Here is a 16,681-nt window from a genome sequence, read left to right on the forward strand (position 1 = left end):
TGCCGGTAAGCAAGATGTTTTTACTGATCCTTTGTGTTTATTTTTTTTATTTAATGATTGAAATATCTATTTTTAAACCGGATAGAAGCTATTAGAGATGTTCGTAAAAAAGTTTTTGCTGTTTTTTAGCTGTTTTTGTGTGTTCGCTTTGGTAAGTACTGTAGCTAGTGCGCAAAATCTATTGGAATATCGAAAGATGTTGAATAGCGGATTTGGCTCAATCCGGGGTATTCATAACCACCACCCGAGCGATGTGCTTCGCAAAACGGGCATGGACATGCACGATGTAGCGAGCATTCCCCGCGTTAAAGACAGTCTGCTGAAGATTGAATATTTAGAGGTTTCCTTTAAGACGTAGCAGGAGTTGGATACCCTGTGTAGCTTTTTGCCATTATTCCCAAATCTAAAGGCTATATCATTCAATGAATTTCGGCCTTTTCAAGATCATTCAAATGGGCACACCACGCTGCATCTTCCTGTTGAATGCTATGAGCTTAGACGCCTTGCGGCAATAGAATTTAAAGGGCGGTCAACCATCAATGTCGAGCGTGAACTACCGAGGATAGCCGAATTGCCTGATCTGCGCTACTTAATATTCACCGCGTCTAATCCAGGTGATTTTCCCCGAAATATCCATGATCTGAAAAACCTTCGGGGCATATCCTTTGGCTATGATGCTAGCTTGGCAGGGGTAAAGGTACCCAGTACACTGGAAGAGATCGAAATCGTTTCCGTCAACGATAGTGCCCGTGTAGAGGAAGCTCTCCAGATGATCGCCAATCCAAAAACAGTTAAGGAACTAGGTCTTTCGTACTTTAAGATTGGTCAAGGCGTCAACAACTCGATCAAATTTCCCATGCTACGCAGCGTCTATCTTTACGCCAATAAAATTCAAGATCTGGGAAGCTTTCTTTCTAGTTTTAGGGGGAGTAGACATTTACGCAATCTTCATGTGGAGCGGGGAAGCATCGTTTCTATCTCCAGCGCATTATACAGTTTTCCTGCACTTCGATACCTCACCGTCTTTAATACCCGCGGAGGGGTGACAATTCCCGACGGAATTTCCAAGTTGAAGAACCTTGTTCATTTAAATTTATCCTCCAATGAGCGGGTGGCTATTCCAAAGGATCTTTGTCAGCTGGGAAACCTGGGGCGGCTGGATCTATCGTATAGTGGAATGGCAGAGCTGCCCAAGGATGTAGGTCAGCTTTCCAATCTTACAGATCTTAAATTGGAGGGTAATCGGATAGCTATGCTTCCTAATAGCGTAGCAGATCTGAGGAAGCTGAAAAATTTGGATCTACACGCCAATCCGCTCGTACAATTGCCCTCCCTAGGGAGTTTGACCATGCTTGATTCGCTCGACCTCTCTTATTGCAACCTGATTATGTTGCCTGAAGATATAGGAGATATGAAAAACCTCCGCTACCTATCTGTTGAGAATAATTTCCTTAAACAGCTTCCTTCAAGTATAATGCAGCTGAAGAATCTGCACAAATTGGTCTTGGCCTATAATCTATTAGCGGAGCTAAGTGAGGATATCGGATTGCTAGAAGAACTGGAAAATTTGGATGTAAGCGTCAATCATCTGAAACAATTACCGGCTTCTATCGGTAGTCTAAAAAGATTGAAAACGTTGAATGTTAGCCATAACTTATTGACTACGATGCCAGATGAAATCGGGACGCTTTCTAGTTTGGAGTATTTGCAGGCACAAAATAACGTTCCTACGCATCATTCATTGTACGATGGATCTAGAAAAATATATAGAAAGGATGATCCGAAAACGGATCGAGAGGTCTTCGTTAGCTCATTAAATTCTTTTCCGAAAGACCTGAGTTCATGGAGCAACATGAAATCAATCAACCTTTCCCATAACGACTTTTCGTCATTCGATGTTATGAAAGCGCTACTTACCATTCCAGCTAAGGGCTTTAATATTGATTTAAGCAATGCGCATGTGAGGACGTTGCCTGATTCTGGATGGGATAACTTTTTGGTTACGGCACTTAGGCTGAATGGTAATCAGATCGATACGCTCCCCGAAGACATCGTTAGCGCGCCAATCCTGTCAGTCCTGAATTTACAAAACAATAATTTGCCAAAGACGCCTAAAAACTACAATACCCACGCAGGAAAACGAAATGAAGTCCTTTTATACTTCGAACAGGTAGGCTTGCTCCATGAAGAAGAGCTGCCTAAAAATAACGATATGGCCGTTGCCTTGATGGAGAAAAGCTACCAGTATTTTCTGTACGACAAAGATTATAGGTCTAGTCTGGAGATGTACCAAAAAGCACTCCGCTTCGATCCAGATGTGGTGCTCAGGAGTTTAGATGTACGAAATTTAGGTGAAGCCTACTATCACATGCAGCATTACCGAGAAGCTATCCACTACCTAACACGAGCCATTCAGCAGGATACAGTAGGCCCAGTGCGGATTATGAACTTTGTAGTTCCCGATTTTGAATATCGCGCAAAAAGCTACCTCGCACTTCAAGATACCAGCAGCGCGCTGCAGGATTACCTCGAACTGGCGCAACGTTTCGACAGAGCATACTGGACCCACATCGGCATGTTGTATCAGCAGATGTCCCTGAAAAATAGTGCATCGGAGGCGTACCAGCGGGTGATCGATTATTATCAAACCCAGATTGATCATCCGGATGTTAACAAAGACCAGAAAGAACTAGCTATGCTCTGCATTATGGAGACCTATATCCTTTCCCATAAATATGATGCTGCTGGCCAGTATGCCAAAGCGATTGACGGTAAGTTCACGGAGGAAAACCTATTGCCAATATTCGATTACCTAAAAGCGGTTACCGATTTAGCGTTAGGGAAACAAACTGATTTTTCTCCAGCGCTGTTCAAAGGAAAGGTCAGTCGGCGTTGGGGCTACGACCTGCTGTTGTCATGGTTGAAAACGGCTAAGTTAGAGGATAGCAAATCCTCCCTTATCAACGATATGACTGCAACAATGCTTGCCAAAAGAACGAAATAGTACGGTCGCCAAGGATAGTTTAGGTAATTGTATTCTCAGAATTATCCGAGGATATTCACGGAACAACGTTGTTAAGTAAAACAGATTCAAGTCTTTTACTACGCGTATGATCGTCTGCTTATGTTTTTTTACTTTTTAATTTTCACTTTTTAATTATTATCTTTGCATCCCCTCTTGCATGAAGCACGGGGGATATGTTGAATACATAACACAAAGAAAACATGGCAACTAAAATCAGATTGCAAAGACACGGTAAAAAAGGAAAACCTTTTTACCACGTAGTAGTAGCAGATTCACGTGCTCCACGTGATGGTAAGTTCATTGAGCGTATCGGTTCTTACAACCCAAACACAAACCCTGCAACAATCATCTTGGATTTTGACAAGGCGTTGGATTGGGTAAACAAAGGTGCACAACCTACAGATACTGCTCGTGCCATCCTTTCTTACAAAGGTGTACTTTACAAAAAACACTTACAAGGTGGTGTTAAAAAAGGTGCATTCGATGATGCTAAAGCTGAAGAACTATTCACGCAGTGGGTAGACGGTAAAGACGCAAAAATCGAAGGTAAGAAAACAGGTTTAGCACAAACAAAAGAAGATGCTAAGAAAGCTGCTCTTACTGCTGAAGCTAAGAAAAATGCAGACAAAGCTGCTGCGGTAGCTGCGAAAAATGCACCTGTTGCGGAAGAAGTTCCTGCTGCTGAAGAAGCAGAAACGGAAGCTCCTGCTACAGAAGAAACTGAAGGATAATTACTATTCATACAGATTCAAGAAAGCCGAACCCCTAGGATTCGGCTTTTTTAATGTTGACTTTTTAAATTTTAGTACAAATAATGGAACTGAACGAAGCTTTCTACATCGGATATATTACCAAGACGCGCGGATTGAAAGGCGAGCTGCAGCTATTCTTTGAGTTTGAAGATTACATGGACCTCGACGTTGATGTGCTATTCTTGGAGATGAACAAAAAGCTTGTTCCCTACTTTGTAGATACCATCAAATTACAGAAAAATAGTACTGCATATCTCAACCTAGAGGATGTTGACCATATCGATAAGGCGCAGCCCCTAGTGAAGAAAAAAGCCTATCTGCCACTTGATAAAATGCCGGAGCGTGATCCAGAAGATTTCAGATATTCCGACTTGATTGGCTATTTGGTAATTGATGAAGAAGAAGGGGAGATTGGTGAGATCACCCATGTACAGGAGCTTCCTCAGCAATTTATGGCGACGGTAGATTTCAATGGACAAGAATTGTTGTTCCCTTTGAATGACGATTTGATACTAGGAATCGATGCCGAAGAGGAAATTATCGAAGTAGATTTGCCTGAAGGGTTGATCGACCTCTACCGCGGAACAGAAGAATAGTGGTTAACTGCTGAAATTTGACTTTTGTCATTTCTAATCAGGTGCAACAGGTTGCCCATATGAATCGAGGACGCTGTTAGTCGGTATTACAATTTACAGCATGGGTAATCCCGACCCAACGAAATAGATCGTAGAAAGATTGGCCTAGCTGCAACTATATAAGCAGATGCGCGGTATCGTTAAAAAATGTTAACGATACCGCGTTTTTTTTTATAGTTCGTAATTTAAAGTGGAATATAACCTTAATACATTGATTATGAAATATGAAAAGATCAATAACCTCGTCGGATGGTTGTTAGCTGCACTGACCACAGCCGTTTATATCGCTACCGCAGATCGCTATACAAGCTGGTGGGATACCGGCGAATTTATCGCTTCGGCCTATAAACTCCAGATAGTGCATCAGCCTGGCGCACCTCTTTTTCTTATGATCCAAAATGTATTTTCCAATCTTGCATGGGGGGATGTCACGCGCATAGCATTTTTTATGAATGTAGGTGCTGCGGTATGTAGCGGATTGACCATCTTGTTTTTGTTTTGGACAATCACCGCCTTGGCGCGGAAAGTCGTTGTAAAAAAACAACAGGATATGGAGCAAGGACAAGTGCTGCCTATCATGCTGGCCGGATTAATCGGCGCGGGAGCCTATGCTTTCACCGATTCATTTTGGTATTCCGCTGTGGAATCTGAAGTGTATGCCATGTCTTCACTGTGTACCGCCGTGGTCTTCTGGTTGGTCTTGAAATGGGACCGCCGGGCGGATGAGCCGGGAGCCGATCGCTGGTTATTGCTTATTATGTATATCATGGGGCTTTCTATTGGGGTTCACCTGCTCAATTTATTAACTATTCCGGCGCTTGCCTTGCTGGTGTATTTCCGGAAATCAGGAAAGGCCTTCACCGTAAAAGGTATCGTGGCTACGCTTTTTGTTGGCATGGGGATACTCGCCTTTATTTTATGGGGCGTGATCCAATACCTCATCCGGTTTGCGGCAAAGTTTGACTTGTTCTTTGTCAATACCTTGGGCTTGGGCTTCGGAACAGGCGTGCTTGTTTTCGCGCTCTTGCTTATCGGCGGATTAGTTTATGGGCTTCACTACAGCATTAAAAAACAACGTCCCTTGTTGAACTCCGCCCTATTGGCTGTCTGTTTGCTATTATTTGGCTATGCATCGTTTGCCATGATTGTCATCCGCGCTTATGCAGATCCTTCACTCAACAATAATGCGCCCGATAATGTATATTCCTTCCTAGGCTATTTAAGTCGAGAACAATATGCTAGCGAACCGCTATTCAAAGGACCCGCGTTTGATGCTAGGGTCGTCGATGCGGAATACAGCAAAACCTATAAAAAAGGAAGCTCCACCTATGAAGAAATGAGCGGCACGCCGTCTTATAGCTATGATAAAGAGATGCTACTGCCGCGCGTGTACAGCGAAAAGCACCAAGAATATTACCGCGCATATTTAGGGTTAAAGCCTGGCGAATCGCCGAGTTTTGCGGACAACTTACGCTTTTTGTTTTCCTACCAATTGAGCGACATGTATGGTCGTTATTTTATGTGGAACTTCGTGGGACGTGAAAATGACAAGCAACAGTATGCAAACAACATCAACGGAAATTGGCTGTCGGGCGTGTCCGCACTCGATGTGATGCGTCTATCAGGAGAAGGAGACTTATCCGCCGATATGCATGTCAATCCAGCCCGCAATACCTATTACTATCTGCCTTTATTGATCGGTATACTTGGGATGCTTTGGCACTTTCGTAAAGACCGGAAGCAGGCAGCCATTGTGGGCCTCCTGTTCTTCTTTACGGGTATAGCCATTGTGCTTTACCTCAACCAGACACCAATGCAGCCTAGGGAACGCGACTATGCATATGCCGGATCCTTTTACGCTTTTTCCATTTGGATCGGATTTGGCGCCTTAGCAACAGCAGATTTTTTACGCCGCAAGATGTCTATGTCTGCGGCCACCTTGAGCGCAGGACTAGTCTGTGCCGCAGCAGCGCCGGTGCTGCTTTTCTGCGAAAATGTAGATGATCACGATCGTTCCGAGCGTGATTTCGCCAGACAGGTAGCGCATAACTACCTGAATTCTTGTGAACCCAACGCCATCCTGTTTACCTATGCCGATAACGATACGTTTCCGCTTTGGTATGCACAAGAGGTAGAAGGTGTTCGTAAAGATGTGCGTGTAGTGAATGTTAGTTACCTAGCTTCGCATTGGTATGTCAAACAGTTGAAGAATAAGGTTAATGAGGCCGCTCCAGTCGACACCTCCATTGCAGCGGAAAAACTAGCGCAAGGCGTGCGCGACTACCTACCGTATATCGATAAGGGAATCGAAGAAGCTGTGGATTTGGATATGTTGATGACCTTTCTACTGTCCGATAATCCGACAAATAAAGTCGCGATGCAGGATGGCAGTTTTATCAATTATTTGCCAGCAAAGCATATCAAGATGCCTGTTGACAAGGAATCGGTGCTGGCCAATAAGGTGGTTCCTGCAGGCTGGAAAAAAAATGTGGTAGACGAAATGGATTGGACCTACGACGCAAACCATATGACGAGGGCAGAAATTGCGCTACTCGGCATTTTGAAAACCAATAACTGGAAGCGGCCAATTTATTTTACAAACTATACGCCTGACGATAAGATGGCTGGCCTGAGTAAATATTTGGTTGACGAAGGCTTGGTTAAAAAGCTGATGCCGGTTGCTGGAGTACCACATGATCAGCATGAAAGTTTGGTAAATCTCGAGAAGCTGTATGAACATGCTCGTGGTAACCTAGACTGGGGAAATTACGGGAAACAGGGCTTTGTCGATGTAGACTCACGAAATTACATGACCAATTTTGTACTCCCGCAAATCTATGAGCGGACGACGCAATTGCTGAAGGCTGCGGGGGAATGGGAGAAGGCCAAGGAAGTGGCACTAGTAGCTGCCTCTATCTTGCCGCAACGTGTTTACGATGCGGAGGAGGCTTACCATTACGGTGAAATTGTCGATACCCTATATAAAGTGAAAGAAACTACCTTGGCGAACCATATCGTAGATCGACATGTGCGCTTTTTGGATGATAACCTGCCCTATCAAATGGCGCTGGCGCGTGATCAACCCCAGGCTCTTGACGTACGTAGCATACAGTTTGGTATGGCGGCGCTGGAGCGATATAGATCGATTGTCGATAATAGAGGCAATGCGAAGCGTTATGCTTATGTCGATCAGGTCTACAAGCAGTATCGCGATCGTTTCTTTGCCGAGTAACAAAAAGGCTAGATTCTTTCCGCCTTTGCGGATGAATCTAGCCTTCCTCTTTTATTAGGTATCCTTTTTAGCCCTTCTTAACCTCTTTTGCCCAAGAGTCTTTCAAAGTCACCGTTCTGTTGAATACTAAATTGTCGGTAGTCGACTTGCTGTCCAAGGTGAAATAACCGAGACGTATAAATTGATAACCTTTTTTCGGTGTTGCTTCGATCAAATCGGGTTCGATATATGCTTTTTTGATAATTTCCAAGCTGTTTGGATTGATGGACTGCTTAAAGTCTTCTGCTGCAGCGGGGTTTTCATCATTGAACAAACGGTCGTATAAGCGTACTTCTGCCTCTTTGGCATGTTCTACGGATACCCAATGGATCGTTCCTTTTACCTTCAAGCCAGATGTGTCTTCGCCTGATTTGGAATTGGCAACATAGGTACAGTGAATCTCCGTTACCTTGCCATTTTCGTCCTTCACAAAGTCATTGCAGGTCACAATGTAGGCATGTTTCAACCGTACGGAAAGACCCGGACCCAATCGGAAGAATTTCTTCGGCGGCTCTTCCATAAAGTCATCGCGCTCTATCCAAAGCTCTTTGCTGAATGGGATAACACGGGTGCCTTCGCCACCTTCCACTTCCGGATTATTCTCGCCAACAAGTTCTTCAACTTGATCGTCGGGGTAATTCGTGATTACCATTTTGATCGGATCAAGTACGGCCATACGACGCCATGCCGTTTGGTTCAGATCTTCGCGGATACAGAATTCCAACAAACTGACATCAATCATGTTCTCGCGTTTTTGCACGCCAATGCGGTCGCAAAAGTTGCGGATAGAGGCAGGGGTGTAGCCGCGTCTACGCAAGCCAGAGATCGTCGGCATGCGCGGATCGTCCCAGCTTTCTACAAAGCCCTCGTTCACCAATTGTAAAAGCTTACGCTTGCTCATCACGGTGTATGACATGTTCAAGCGTGCAAATTCATATTGCTTGGATGGAAATATCTCCAATTTATCGATGCACCAGTCGTATAAAGGACGGTGGGGGATAAACTCTAGCGTACAGATAGAATGTGTTATTTGCTCGATGGAATCAGACTGTCCATGAGCAAAATCATACATCGGATAGATGCACCAAGCATCACCCGTGCGGTGGTGGTGTGCATGCTTTATACGATACAATAAAGGATCGCGCAGATGCATGTTTGGACTGGCCAAATCAATCTTCGCACGTAGCACCTTCTCGCCATCTTTGTACTTCCCTTCGCGCATTTCTTGGAAGAGCGATAGATTTTCATCAATGGATCGATCACGATAAGGCGTCGGGACGCCCGGCTCCGTTGGTGTACCTTTGGCTGCCGCAATTTCTTCGGCTGTGCTGTCATCTACATACGCTAAACCTTTCTTGATAAGGTCTACTGCATAATTATATAAAGTCTCGAAATAGTCAGATGTATAAAGCTCTTGCGCCCATTGAAACCCCAACCACTGTATATCCTGTTTGATACTCTCTACGTATTCTGTATCCTCGGTAACCGGATTCGTATCATCAAAACGAAGATTTGTTTTGCCGTTGTACCGCTGTCCTAAACCGAAATTTAAACAGATCGATTTGGCATGGCCAATATGGAGATATCCATTTGGCTCGGGCGGGAAGCGCGTCAGGACTCGTCCATCATGCTTGCCGTTGCGGAGATCTTCTTCGATGATCTCCTCGATAAAATTCAGTGGTTTTTCTTCATTCAACATGCTACAAAGTTAAAGATTTATGCCTGATTTATAGCGCGATCCTAGGAAAAATATAGCAGTCTTTAAAATGGATCAACATCTTGTTTATCAGTGTTTTGTTGCGCTGTGTTGTTGGATACCTTGACAACTGTTTTCGAAACGGGTAAATGTAGCCGCTTTTTAACAAAACTTACATGCAATAGCTATTTATAATATGTATTTTTAACCATTTAGATCCATTCGTTAACAATGAAATACATTTACGCACTCCTTTATCTTTTTGTTTTAGCCGCTACGCAGGAGGCCGCCGCCCAAAAGAATAAAAAACCGCAGGTATTGGTCTATGGATCGGATATCTTGGCCTACACTGCTGCGCTGCAAAGCGTACAATCGGGTGTGCCGACATTGTGGGTGGCCGATGTAGATACCTTGGTTCCCGAATTTTCCACGCGTGCCGTACGGATTGATGAACCGAGGGATCTTGATGGAGGCCTGTGGCTCCATCTATTGATGGATATGGCGCTCTCCAAAAAAAGAGACGATTCGCTGGCAAGTGTAGTCAAACTTGATATGAACCCGCGGCTCTTTTTGAATGCCATGGAGCGAAGCCTCACGAAGTACCCTGATCTACAGATAATCCGAAAGCAGAAGCTGCATGCACTAAAGTATGATGGAAAAACTTGGGCGGTGCAACTTGATAATAAGCAAAAGTACAATGTCCGCTGTATTATCGATGCGTCGGCTGGTCAAAGGCTAGGTGCAATCGCTGGAATAGGGGGGAAGGATATAAGCGACGTCCCTGCATTAACCTCATTGCATGAAGCTTCCTTGGAGACGCTACGCACCTTGGTTGCCGCAGGGTCGGTTGATCAGGAGACCTATGGTATTAGTTTGGCGCAGCTGCTGCAAGGAGAGCAAAACGGCTTCTTTTCGTTGGCTGAAGTAAAGGCGTTCTTGGATTCCACACCGGCAGATGCCGCTCGACGGTCGGCCCTGGGGCAAGCGCTCGGGGCAACAGCGGCATACTTGGCCTTTTTTAAAACGGATGCGGCAAAGATCGATGTGCGAAAACTGCAGAGCGAGCTGATGACGTATGGTATGCGTATTATGCCCTATGCCGATGTGAAAATCGATGATCCACATTATTACGCATTGCAGCGTTTTGGGTTATCGGCTATCTTTCCACTGCAGGGGCATGATGGTCAATTTTTGCTGGAGCGAGAGGAGACGATTTCTTTGCAAAGTATTCAGCCGGTATTTCAACGTTTATATTCCCGCAGTCAGCTCTGGTTTGCCGATAATAAGGGCGATTTGTTAAAATGGGATGATTTTTTGTCGTTGCTGCGCTTTGTTGGACTAAGGGGAGAAGAGGTGGATCGTCAGGTGGAGAAAGATTGGACAACAAAATTGAAATTCGCTGGTCATTTCGATCGGGCGGCCTACGTCAGCCGATATCAATTCGCGGTTGTACTTGACCTTTATGCGAGCCCATACGTTAAGGCGGTGAGCCAAGAGGGTATGTTTATTAATTGATAAATTGCGCGGCTGCCTCAGCAACCGCGCAAAAATATATTATGCGAAGGCGAAAACCTGACCTAGCGATTCGTTGCTTGAAATAGATTCCTCTAAGCTGAGCAATTCGCCAGTACCGATGTTGATCACCATACCATGCACGGCAAGATCTTGTCCACTTTTCCATGCATTTTGCACGATAGAAGTAGTACATAAATTGAAAACCTGCTCTTTCACGTTCAGTTCGATCAAACGATTTACTTTCGCTTCCTCGTCTTCGATAGCATCAATCTCCTTGGCATGCAAACGGTATACGTCTTTGATGTGGCACAGCCAGTTGTCGATAATACCGAATTGTTTGCGGCTCAGCGATGCGGCAACACCGCCACATCCATAGTGTCCAGCAACCACAATATGCTTTACCTTCAGCACGTTCACCGCGTAATCCAATACCGATAACATGTTCATGTCGGAATGTATGCACATGTTGGCAATGTTACGGTGCACAAATACTTCACCCGGCTTCGTACCTGTAATTTCGTTGGCAGGCACACGGCTGTCCGCACAACCGATCCATAAGATTTCCGGATTTTGTCCTTTGGCGAGTTGTTCAAAACGACCAGTTGTGTCTTTTGCGACAAAATCGATCCATCCTTTGTTGCCATCTAATATGCGCTGAAAACCTAATTCTAATTCTTTTTTTCCCATGTTTTTTTAATTAAGGTGGTTGACGTTTCCGGCAACCAAGTTAATAGTTTACTAATTTGTTATCAATTTTTATTTTTTGTACTGTATAGATTGTAGCTGTATATCAATCCCTTTGCTTACTGCATTGAGCTCGAAATCTTTCAACACCTCTATCACGTCCTTGTCGATAAACTTGCTTTGTTTGCCGTCGATCTGTATACGGTCTACGTTTTTTGGTAGGCTGTACAGCATTTGCTGTATAGGTACCTTGTTCAGAAACGACACCTCCTCTGCCAATGTGATAATAACAGTTTGTTTGCCATTTTGTTCACTGGTTTCCATTCGGAAAGCGTTTTGCATATTGGTCCTGATGATGTAAAATATAGCGACCATAATACCGATACCGACCCCCATTAATAAGTCTGTAAGAACAACCGCAACGACGGTTATTGCGAAGGGCACAAACTGATCGAGACCTTTCCTAAACATATGCTTAAATAACGTGGGGTTGGCCAGTTTGTAGCCTGTGTGCAGCAAAATTGCAGCTAGACAGGATAGAGGAATCAAGTTGATCACCATCGGAACCGCCAAGACTGCTAGCAACAGCCATACACCGTGCAACATGGCCGACTGTCTGCTGCGTCCGCCAGCCTGTACATTGGCTGATGAACGGACGATAACCGACGTCATCGGCAGGCCACCCAATGCGCCGCTCGCTATATTGCCCACTCCTTGCGCAATAAGTTCTCTATTGGTCGGTGTGTTGCGCTTGAACGGGTCTAATTTGTCGATAGCCTCAATGCTCAACAAGGTTTCTAAACTAGCGATAATGGCGATAGTGACGGCCACGATCCAAACTTGTTTGTTCCCTATTTGTGTGAAATCGGGAAACACAAACAAGCCTGTAAATTCCTGAAAGGACGAAACGACAGGTATCTGCACATAATGTTTACCCGTAAGCTGCAAACCGGTTCCCTGAAAGAGAAATCCTGCAAGCACTGCAAGGACTACAACCAGCAGCGGAGCAGGTATCCGTCGGGCGCCCTTTATTTTTGGCCAATAGATTAATAGGGCAAGGGATAGGATGCAAATAATTGTGGCGCCCCAATTGACGGCAGACAAAACCGTGTCGCCAAAGGCCGCAATTCCGCCACCATTATCGATCTCGAAGGCGTGCGCCTCGGTCATCCCAAATGCCAAAGGCAACTGTTTCAGGATGATGGTGACGCCGATGGCCGCAAGCATACCTAGAATCACTGCCGACGGAAAGTAATTTCCGATTAGGCCGGCCTTGATGATGCCCAGAATAAGTTGCAAGAGGCCGGCAATGAACACCGCCAAAAGAAATGTCTCATAGGCACCCAACTTTTCGATGGCGCTGAGCACCACAACGGTCAATCCGGCCGCAGGGCCACTGACGCTTAAAGGCGATTTGCTGATGGCGGCCACCACGATACCACCGATTACACCGGTCAGAATGCCGGCAAACAATGGCGCTCCCGAGGCCATTGCTATACCCAAACAAAGCGGTAGTGCTACAAGAAATACTACTACACTTGATGGGAAGTCATATTTTAAGTCTCTTTTCGATAATTTCAGAAAAGCCGACGTACGCGTTCCTAACATAAGATTCAACTTAGATGTTTACCGTTATCTGTCTATTCCACGGCATCTTGGTATACGACAAAGCGCATTCATGGAGCCATCGAAGCCTATATAGCGGTTACACGTTGGGAGGTGGGGTCGGCACGGCAGGGTGGAAGGCCTGAATCAACTTCTCATTCTTGAGGTAATGTTGCTGCTTGCCGTAGTGCTCCTCGAAGGGATAGAATTGGAAATAATCGGAGCTTGTCGCGTTAAAAAACTTGCAAGAGCCTTCATGTGCATCCTCGCATACATTGTTGGCCTTGCTACTGTTCTCGATTTCCAATTGTAAAACAACCTGTAGAACGGTGCCTTTATCCAACACATTCACAAACATAGGTATAGCTGCTATGAACATCTTCATAAAGAAGACGAACAAACAGCATTTTGCAGCGGCCCTATGTGTGATCTTGTTCAGCACAGTAATTACTTTTGTTTCTATCAAAAATACAAATTTTCTTTAGATAATAAAATGTTAGACATATCATCCGGATTGAATTTTTTTACTATCAAAAGCCGAATGGCACCAAGTATAAGATAAGGGATCCTAAAAAAAGTATATTAATGCAATTAGCACATTTTTTTTCATTTATATAATGCATATAATAGGTTATATTTATACTAAATTATGCGATATTTGAATTTTATAGAAGTTTAATGATGCGATTTTTGCATAGTAATTTGTATTTTTGTGAATAGAAATAGAGCTATTATGGACTATTGGGATATAAAACTTATGCGAGAGCAACTGGATAGAAAGTTGAAAAAGCTGTCTATACTGTTATCACCCGACCTGCCTGACAGAGGCTGGGTAAAACTTATTCGAGAATCGTTAGGTATGTCAGGTCAAGAGTTGGCAGATAGGGTCGGCTTAGACCAATCTAATATCTCTCGATTGGAAAATTCCGAATTATCTGGAGAAGCAAAGCTATCTTCCTTACGCAAAATAGCTGAAGGACTGAACATGAAATTTGTTTACGGATTTGTTCCAAAGGAGAGCTTAGAGAGTATTGTAAGAGACCAAGCGCAAAAAATAGCGAAGGAACGTATGGCAAAGGTGTCACACACCATGCTCCTAGAGGCACAAGAACTGTCTATAGAGGAAAAAGCACGGATGTTTGATGATCTTGTTCAAAAGATCCTGATTGAAAAGCCGAAGAGATTCTGGAAAAAATGATACCATTTGATTATCCCGAGGGCGCAACACCACTTGATCCTGAAGAAACAGAGGACCTGAAGTTACGTCATATCACAACCCGTAGCGAACTTGATCGTTGGGAGCAAGAAAACATTCAGGATGCGATAGCATGGCTGGAACGCACACGTAAAATGGATGTTCTGACCGAAGAATTTATCAATTTACTTCATAAAAAAATGTTCGGAAAGATTTGGAAATGGGCAGGAACATTTAGGCGTTCGAATAAGAATATTGGTGTTGATAGGTTTAGGATAGTTACAGAGTTAAGGCAACTCGTAGATGACGTAAGATACTGGATAGAAAACAACTCTTTTGCAGCGGATGAAATCGCCTATCGGTTTCACCATAAACTTGTGTGGATTCATTTGTTCCCGAATGGCAATGGGCGACATGCAAGGTTGATGACAGATGTTCTACTAACACGAATCTTAAGGCAGGAACCTTTTACATGGGGAAATGATACCCTGATAGATGCCAACCTCACGAGGAGACAATATATTTCGGCATTACGTGCTGCAGATCACAATGACTATACCGAATTATCAACCTTTGTAAGATCATAGATTTTATAGCATCTGGGCAGGACGCAATCCGTCTTGCCCTGTATTTTTTTATACGGTCAGTCGGTTTTTTTTGTTAAATTTCGTCATAAAGCTATCTTTAAATATAAATGTTACAGAAGCGCTGTCGTGTGCTGTTAATAGGATGATCTTATGGAGGATATCAAAAAACAATTTGTCGATGCTATAACAGCATCCTACAGTCCGAAAGGGGCGGCTATACAACTGGGTGCCGGTATTCTACAGGGGCAGGTGCTGGCCGAGGCGAAGGTCAATCTCGCATTGAAGATGATGAACCGACACGGGTTGATTGCCGGCGCTACGGGGACGGGAAAGACGCGTACGTTACAGCTTATCGCCGAACAATTGTCCGATGCGGGCGTCCCCGTGTTTATGCTGGATGTCAAAGGTGATTTGTCAGGGCTCAGTCAGCCGGGGACGACCAACGAGGCGTTGCTTGAGCGGGGTAAATTGGTGGGCGTTCCCTTCGAGCCTACGTCGTTTCCTGTCGAAATATTTTCGCTCAGCGGTAAACTGGGCGCTCCAATGCGCATCACGATCGAAGATTTTGGTCCGATACTCTTGTCGCGCATTTTAGATTTGAATGATACGCAGTCGGGGGTATTGGCTGCTCTATTTAAATATGCTGCAGACCAAAGTTGGCCTTTGGTGGATTTTGCAGACGTGAAGAAGCTTTTGTCCTACTTGAGCGAAGGGCCTGGCGCAGCAGCTATTAAAGATGACTATGGTAAAATAAGCACCGCGACATCGGGTACTATTTTGCGCAAGATTGTCGCCGTGGAACAACAAGGGCTTGCGTCTATTTTTGGCGAAAAAGAATTTGATATTGAAGACTTGTTCGAGCGAATCGATGGCCGCGGGGTGATCAGTTTGTTGAATATCGCGGATATCCAAGACCAGCCGGTGCTGTATTCAACCTTTTTATTGAGCCTCCTGTCGCAGCTGTTTAAGCAGCTGCCGGAGGTGGGGGATCTAGAAAAACCGAAGTTGTTGTTCTTCTTTGATGAGGCGCATCTTTTGTTTAATGGTGCCTCGAAGGCCTTTTTAACCCAAGTGGAGCAGATTGTCCGCTTAATCCGTTCAAAGGGTGTCGGCGTTTTCTTTTGCACGCAGGCCGCAACGGATATTCCCGAATCGGTGCTTGGGCAGTTGGGAAACCGCGTGCAACATGCCTTACGTGCATTCACACCCAATGATGCAGAGAATCTGCGGAAGACAGTACGCACGTATCCCCATTCTAAATTTTATGAGATCGATAAAATATTGACCTCGCTGGGCACAGGTCAGGCCTTAATCACTGTGCTGAATGACAAAGGGATCCCGACAGAGGTGGTGGCGACACATCTGGTGGCGGCGCGTGCCGTGATGGGGCCATGCAGCGCGGAGACCTATAAAGCGCTGATCAACGCTTCGATATTTACCAGCAAGTACCAGCGAGCCGTAAACCGACGTAGTGCAAGCGAGATCGTCGATGAAAAGATGGAGGCAGTGGCGGCACAACAGACAGCGCGCGATGAGGCAGCAGCTTCGAAATCGAAAGCGGGGAAGGATGGTGGCACGAGAAGTCGTCGGCAGACGCCGCTAGAGGCTGCGCAAACGCAGGCCTCACGTGCATTGGCGCGTGAAGGTGTAAAAATATTGAGCAAAATAGCTTCAGGCATCTTGGGTGCCATTTTTAAAAAGAAATAAATAATATGT

Annotated in this window: 13 protein-coding genes; 9 read left to right on the plus strand and 4 right to left on the minus strand. The window is 44.8% G+C overall.

The window, feature by feature from the left end; genetic code table 11:
- The first annotated feature begins 139 nt into the window (after positions 1-139).
- The 5 genes from SCB77_RS14500 to SCB77_RS14520 all read left to right on the plus strand — a co-directional run bounded on the left by SCB77_RS14500 (position 140) and on the right by SCB77_RS14520 (position 7,644).
- On the plus strand, positions 140-358 hold the full coding sequence (locus SCB77_RS14500) for a hypothetical protein (RefSeq protein ID WP_320182729.1): 219 nt from the start codon (positions 140-142) through the stop codon (positions 356-358).
- A gap of 27 nt (positions 359-385) precedes the next feature.
- Positions 386-3,004 carry a leucine-rich repeat domain-containing protein gene (locus SCB77_RS14505; protein WP_320182730.1) on the plus strand — a complete coding sequence of 873 codons (2,619 nt, stop codon included), beginning with the start codon at positions 386-388 and terminating at the stop codon, positions 3,002-3,004.
- A gap of 221 nt (positions 3,005-3,225) precedes the next feature.
- The gene (locus SCB77_RS14510) at positions 3,226-3,756 is read left to right on the plus strand and encodes a 30S ribosomal protein S16 (protein ID WP_320182731.1); all 531 of its coding nucleotides are present in this window, start codon (positions 3,226-3,228) and stop codon (positions 3,754-3,756) included.
- A gap of 83 nt (positions 3,757-3,839) precedes the next feature.
- Positions 3,840-4,373 (plus strand): ribosome maturation factor RimM, encoded by a 534-nt coding sequence (rimM, locus tag SCB77_RS14515; RefSeq protein WP_320182732.1) that lies wholly within the window; start codon positions 3,840-3,842, stop codon positions 4,371-4,373.
- Between the two features lie 256 nt (positions 4,374-4,629).
- On the plus strand, positions 4,630-7,644 hold the full coding sequence (locus SCB77_RS14520) for a glycosyltransferase family 117 protein (protein ID WP_320182733.1): 3,015 nt from the start codon (positions 4,630-4,632) through the stop codon (positions 7,642-7,644).
- A gap of 67 nt (positions 7,645-7,711) precedes the next feature.
- Here the strand turns inward: SCB77_RS14520 and SCB77_RS14525 are convergent, their stop codons facing one another.
- Positions 7,712-9,382: a glutamine--tRNA ligase/YqeY domain fusion protein gene (locus SCB77_RS14525; RefSeq protein ID WP_320182734.1), complete on the minus strand. Its 1,671-nt coding sequence runs from the start codon at positions 9,380-9,382 to the stop codon at positions 7,712-7,714.
- A gap of 228 nt (positions 9,383-9,610) precedes the next feature.
- On the opposite strand from SCB77_RS14525, the gene SCB77_RS14530 reads away from it, so the two are divergent.
- Positions 9,611-10,894: an FAD-dependent oxidoreductase gene (locus SCB77_RS14530; protein ID WP_320182735.1), complete on the plus strand. Its 1,284-nt coding sequence runs from the start codon at positions 9,611-9,613 to the stop codon at positions 10,892-10,894.
- Between the two features lie 39 nt (positions 10,895-10,933).
- Here SCB77_RS14530 and SCB77_RS14535 read toward each other — a convergent pair whose 3' ends face one another.
- From SCB77_RS14535 to SCB77_RS14545, 3 genes are all read right to left on the minus strand, one after another.
- Positions 10,934-11,581, minus strand: coding sequence for a carbonic anhydrase (locus tag SCB77_RS14535; RefSeq protein WP_320182736.1), 648 nt, complete (start codon positions 11,579-11,581; stop codon positions 10,934-10,936).
- A gap of 69 nt (positions 11,582-11,650) precedes the next feature.
- Positions 11,651-13,186 carry a SulP family inorganic anion transporter gene (locus SCB77_RS14540; protein WP_320182737.1) on the minus strand — a complete coding sequence of 512 codons (1,536 nt, stop codon included), beginning with the start codon at positions 13,184-13,186 and terminating at the stop codon, positions 11,651-11,653.
- Between the two features lie 97 nt (positions 13,187-13,283).
- Positions 13,284-13,568, minus strand: a complete 285-nt coding sequence (locus tag SCB77_RS14545; protein WP_320182738.1) for a hypothetical protein — start codon at positions 13,566-13,568, stop codon at positions 13,284-13,286.
- A gap of 327 nt (positions 13,569-13,895) precedes the next feature.
- On the opposite strand from SCB77_RS14545, the gene SCB77_RS14550 reads away from it, so the two are divergent.
- The 3 genes from SCB77_RS14550 to SCB77_RS14560 all read left to right on the plus strand — a co-directional run bounded on the left by SCB77_RS14550 (position 13,896) and on the right by SCB77_RS14560 (position 16,672).
- Entirely contained in the window at positions 13,896-14,381 is a 486-nt protein-coding gene (locus SCB77_RS14550) for a mobile mystery protein A (protein ID WP_320182739.1), read from the plus strand.
- A complete protein-coding gene (locus tag SCB77_RS14555; RefSeq protein WP_320182740.1) occupies positions 14,378-14,965 on the plus strand; it encodes a mobile mystery protein B in 588 nt (195 codons plus the stop codon). The genes SCB77_RS14550 and SCB77_RS14555 overlap by 4 nt, the downstream gene beginning before the upstream one ends.
- A gap of 150 nt (positions 14,966-15,115) precedes the next feature.
- The gene (locus tag SCB77_RS14560) at positions 15,116-16,672 is read left to right on the plus strand and encodes a helicase HerA-like domain-containing protein (protein ID WP_320182741.1); all 1,557 of its coding nucleotides are present in this window, start codon (positions 15,116-15,118) and stop codon (positions 16,670-16,672) included.
- Positions 16,673-16,681: the final 9 nt, after the last annotated feature.

The sequence above is a fragment of the Sphingobacterium bambusae genome (assembly GCF_033955345.1).
Lineage (GTDB): Bacteria > Bacteroidota > Bacteroidia > Sphingobacteriales > Sphingobacteriaceae > Sphingobacterium > Sphingobacterium bambusae.

Coding starts and splice junctions, on each gene's coding strand:
- SCB77_RS14535 (WP_320182736.1), bottom strand. CDS start 11,581: ATGGGAAAAAAAGAATTAGAATTAGGTTTTCAGCGCATATTAGATGGC.
- SCB77_RS14555 (WP_320182740.1), top strand. CDS start 14,378: ATGATACCATTTGATTATCCCGAGGGCGCAACACCACTTGATCCTGAA.
- SCB77_RS14545 (WP_320182738.1), bottom strand. CDS start 13,568: ATGAAGATGTTCATAGCAGCTATACCTATGTTTGTGAATGTGTTGGAT.
- SCB77_RS14560 (WP_320182741.1), top strand. CDS start 15,116: ATGGAGGATATCAAAAAACAATTTGTCGATGCTATAACAGCATCCTAC.
- SCB77_RS14510 (WP_320182731.1), top strand. CDS start 3,226: ATGGCAACTAAAATCAGATTGCAAAGACACGGTAAAAAAGGAAAACCT.
- SCB77_RS14530 (WP_320182735.1), top strand. CDS start 9,611: ATGAAATACATTTACGCACTCCTTTATCTTTTTGTTTTAGCCGCTACG.
- SCB77_RS14520 (WP_320182733.1), top strand. CDS start 4,630: ATGAAATATGAAAAGATCAATAACCTCGTCGGATGGTTGTTAGCTGCA.
- rimM (WP_320182732.1), top strand. CDS start 3,840: ATGGAACTGAACGAAGCTTTCTACATCGGATATATTACCAAGACGCGC.
- SCB77_RS14540 (WP_320182737.1), bottom strand. CDS start 13,186: ATGTTAGGAACGCGTACGTCGGCTTTTCTGAAATTATCGAAAAGAGAC.
- SCB77_RS14525 (WP_320182734.1), bottom strand. CDS start 9,382: ATGTTGAATGAAGAAAAACCACTGAATTTTATCGAGGAGATCATCGAA.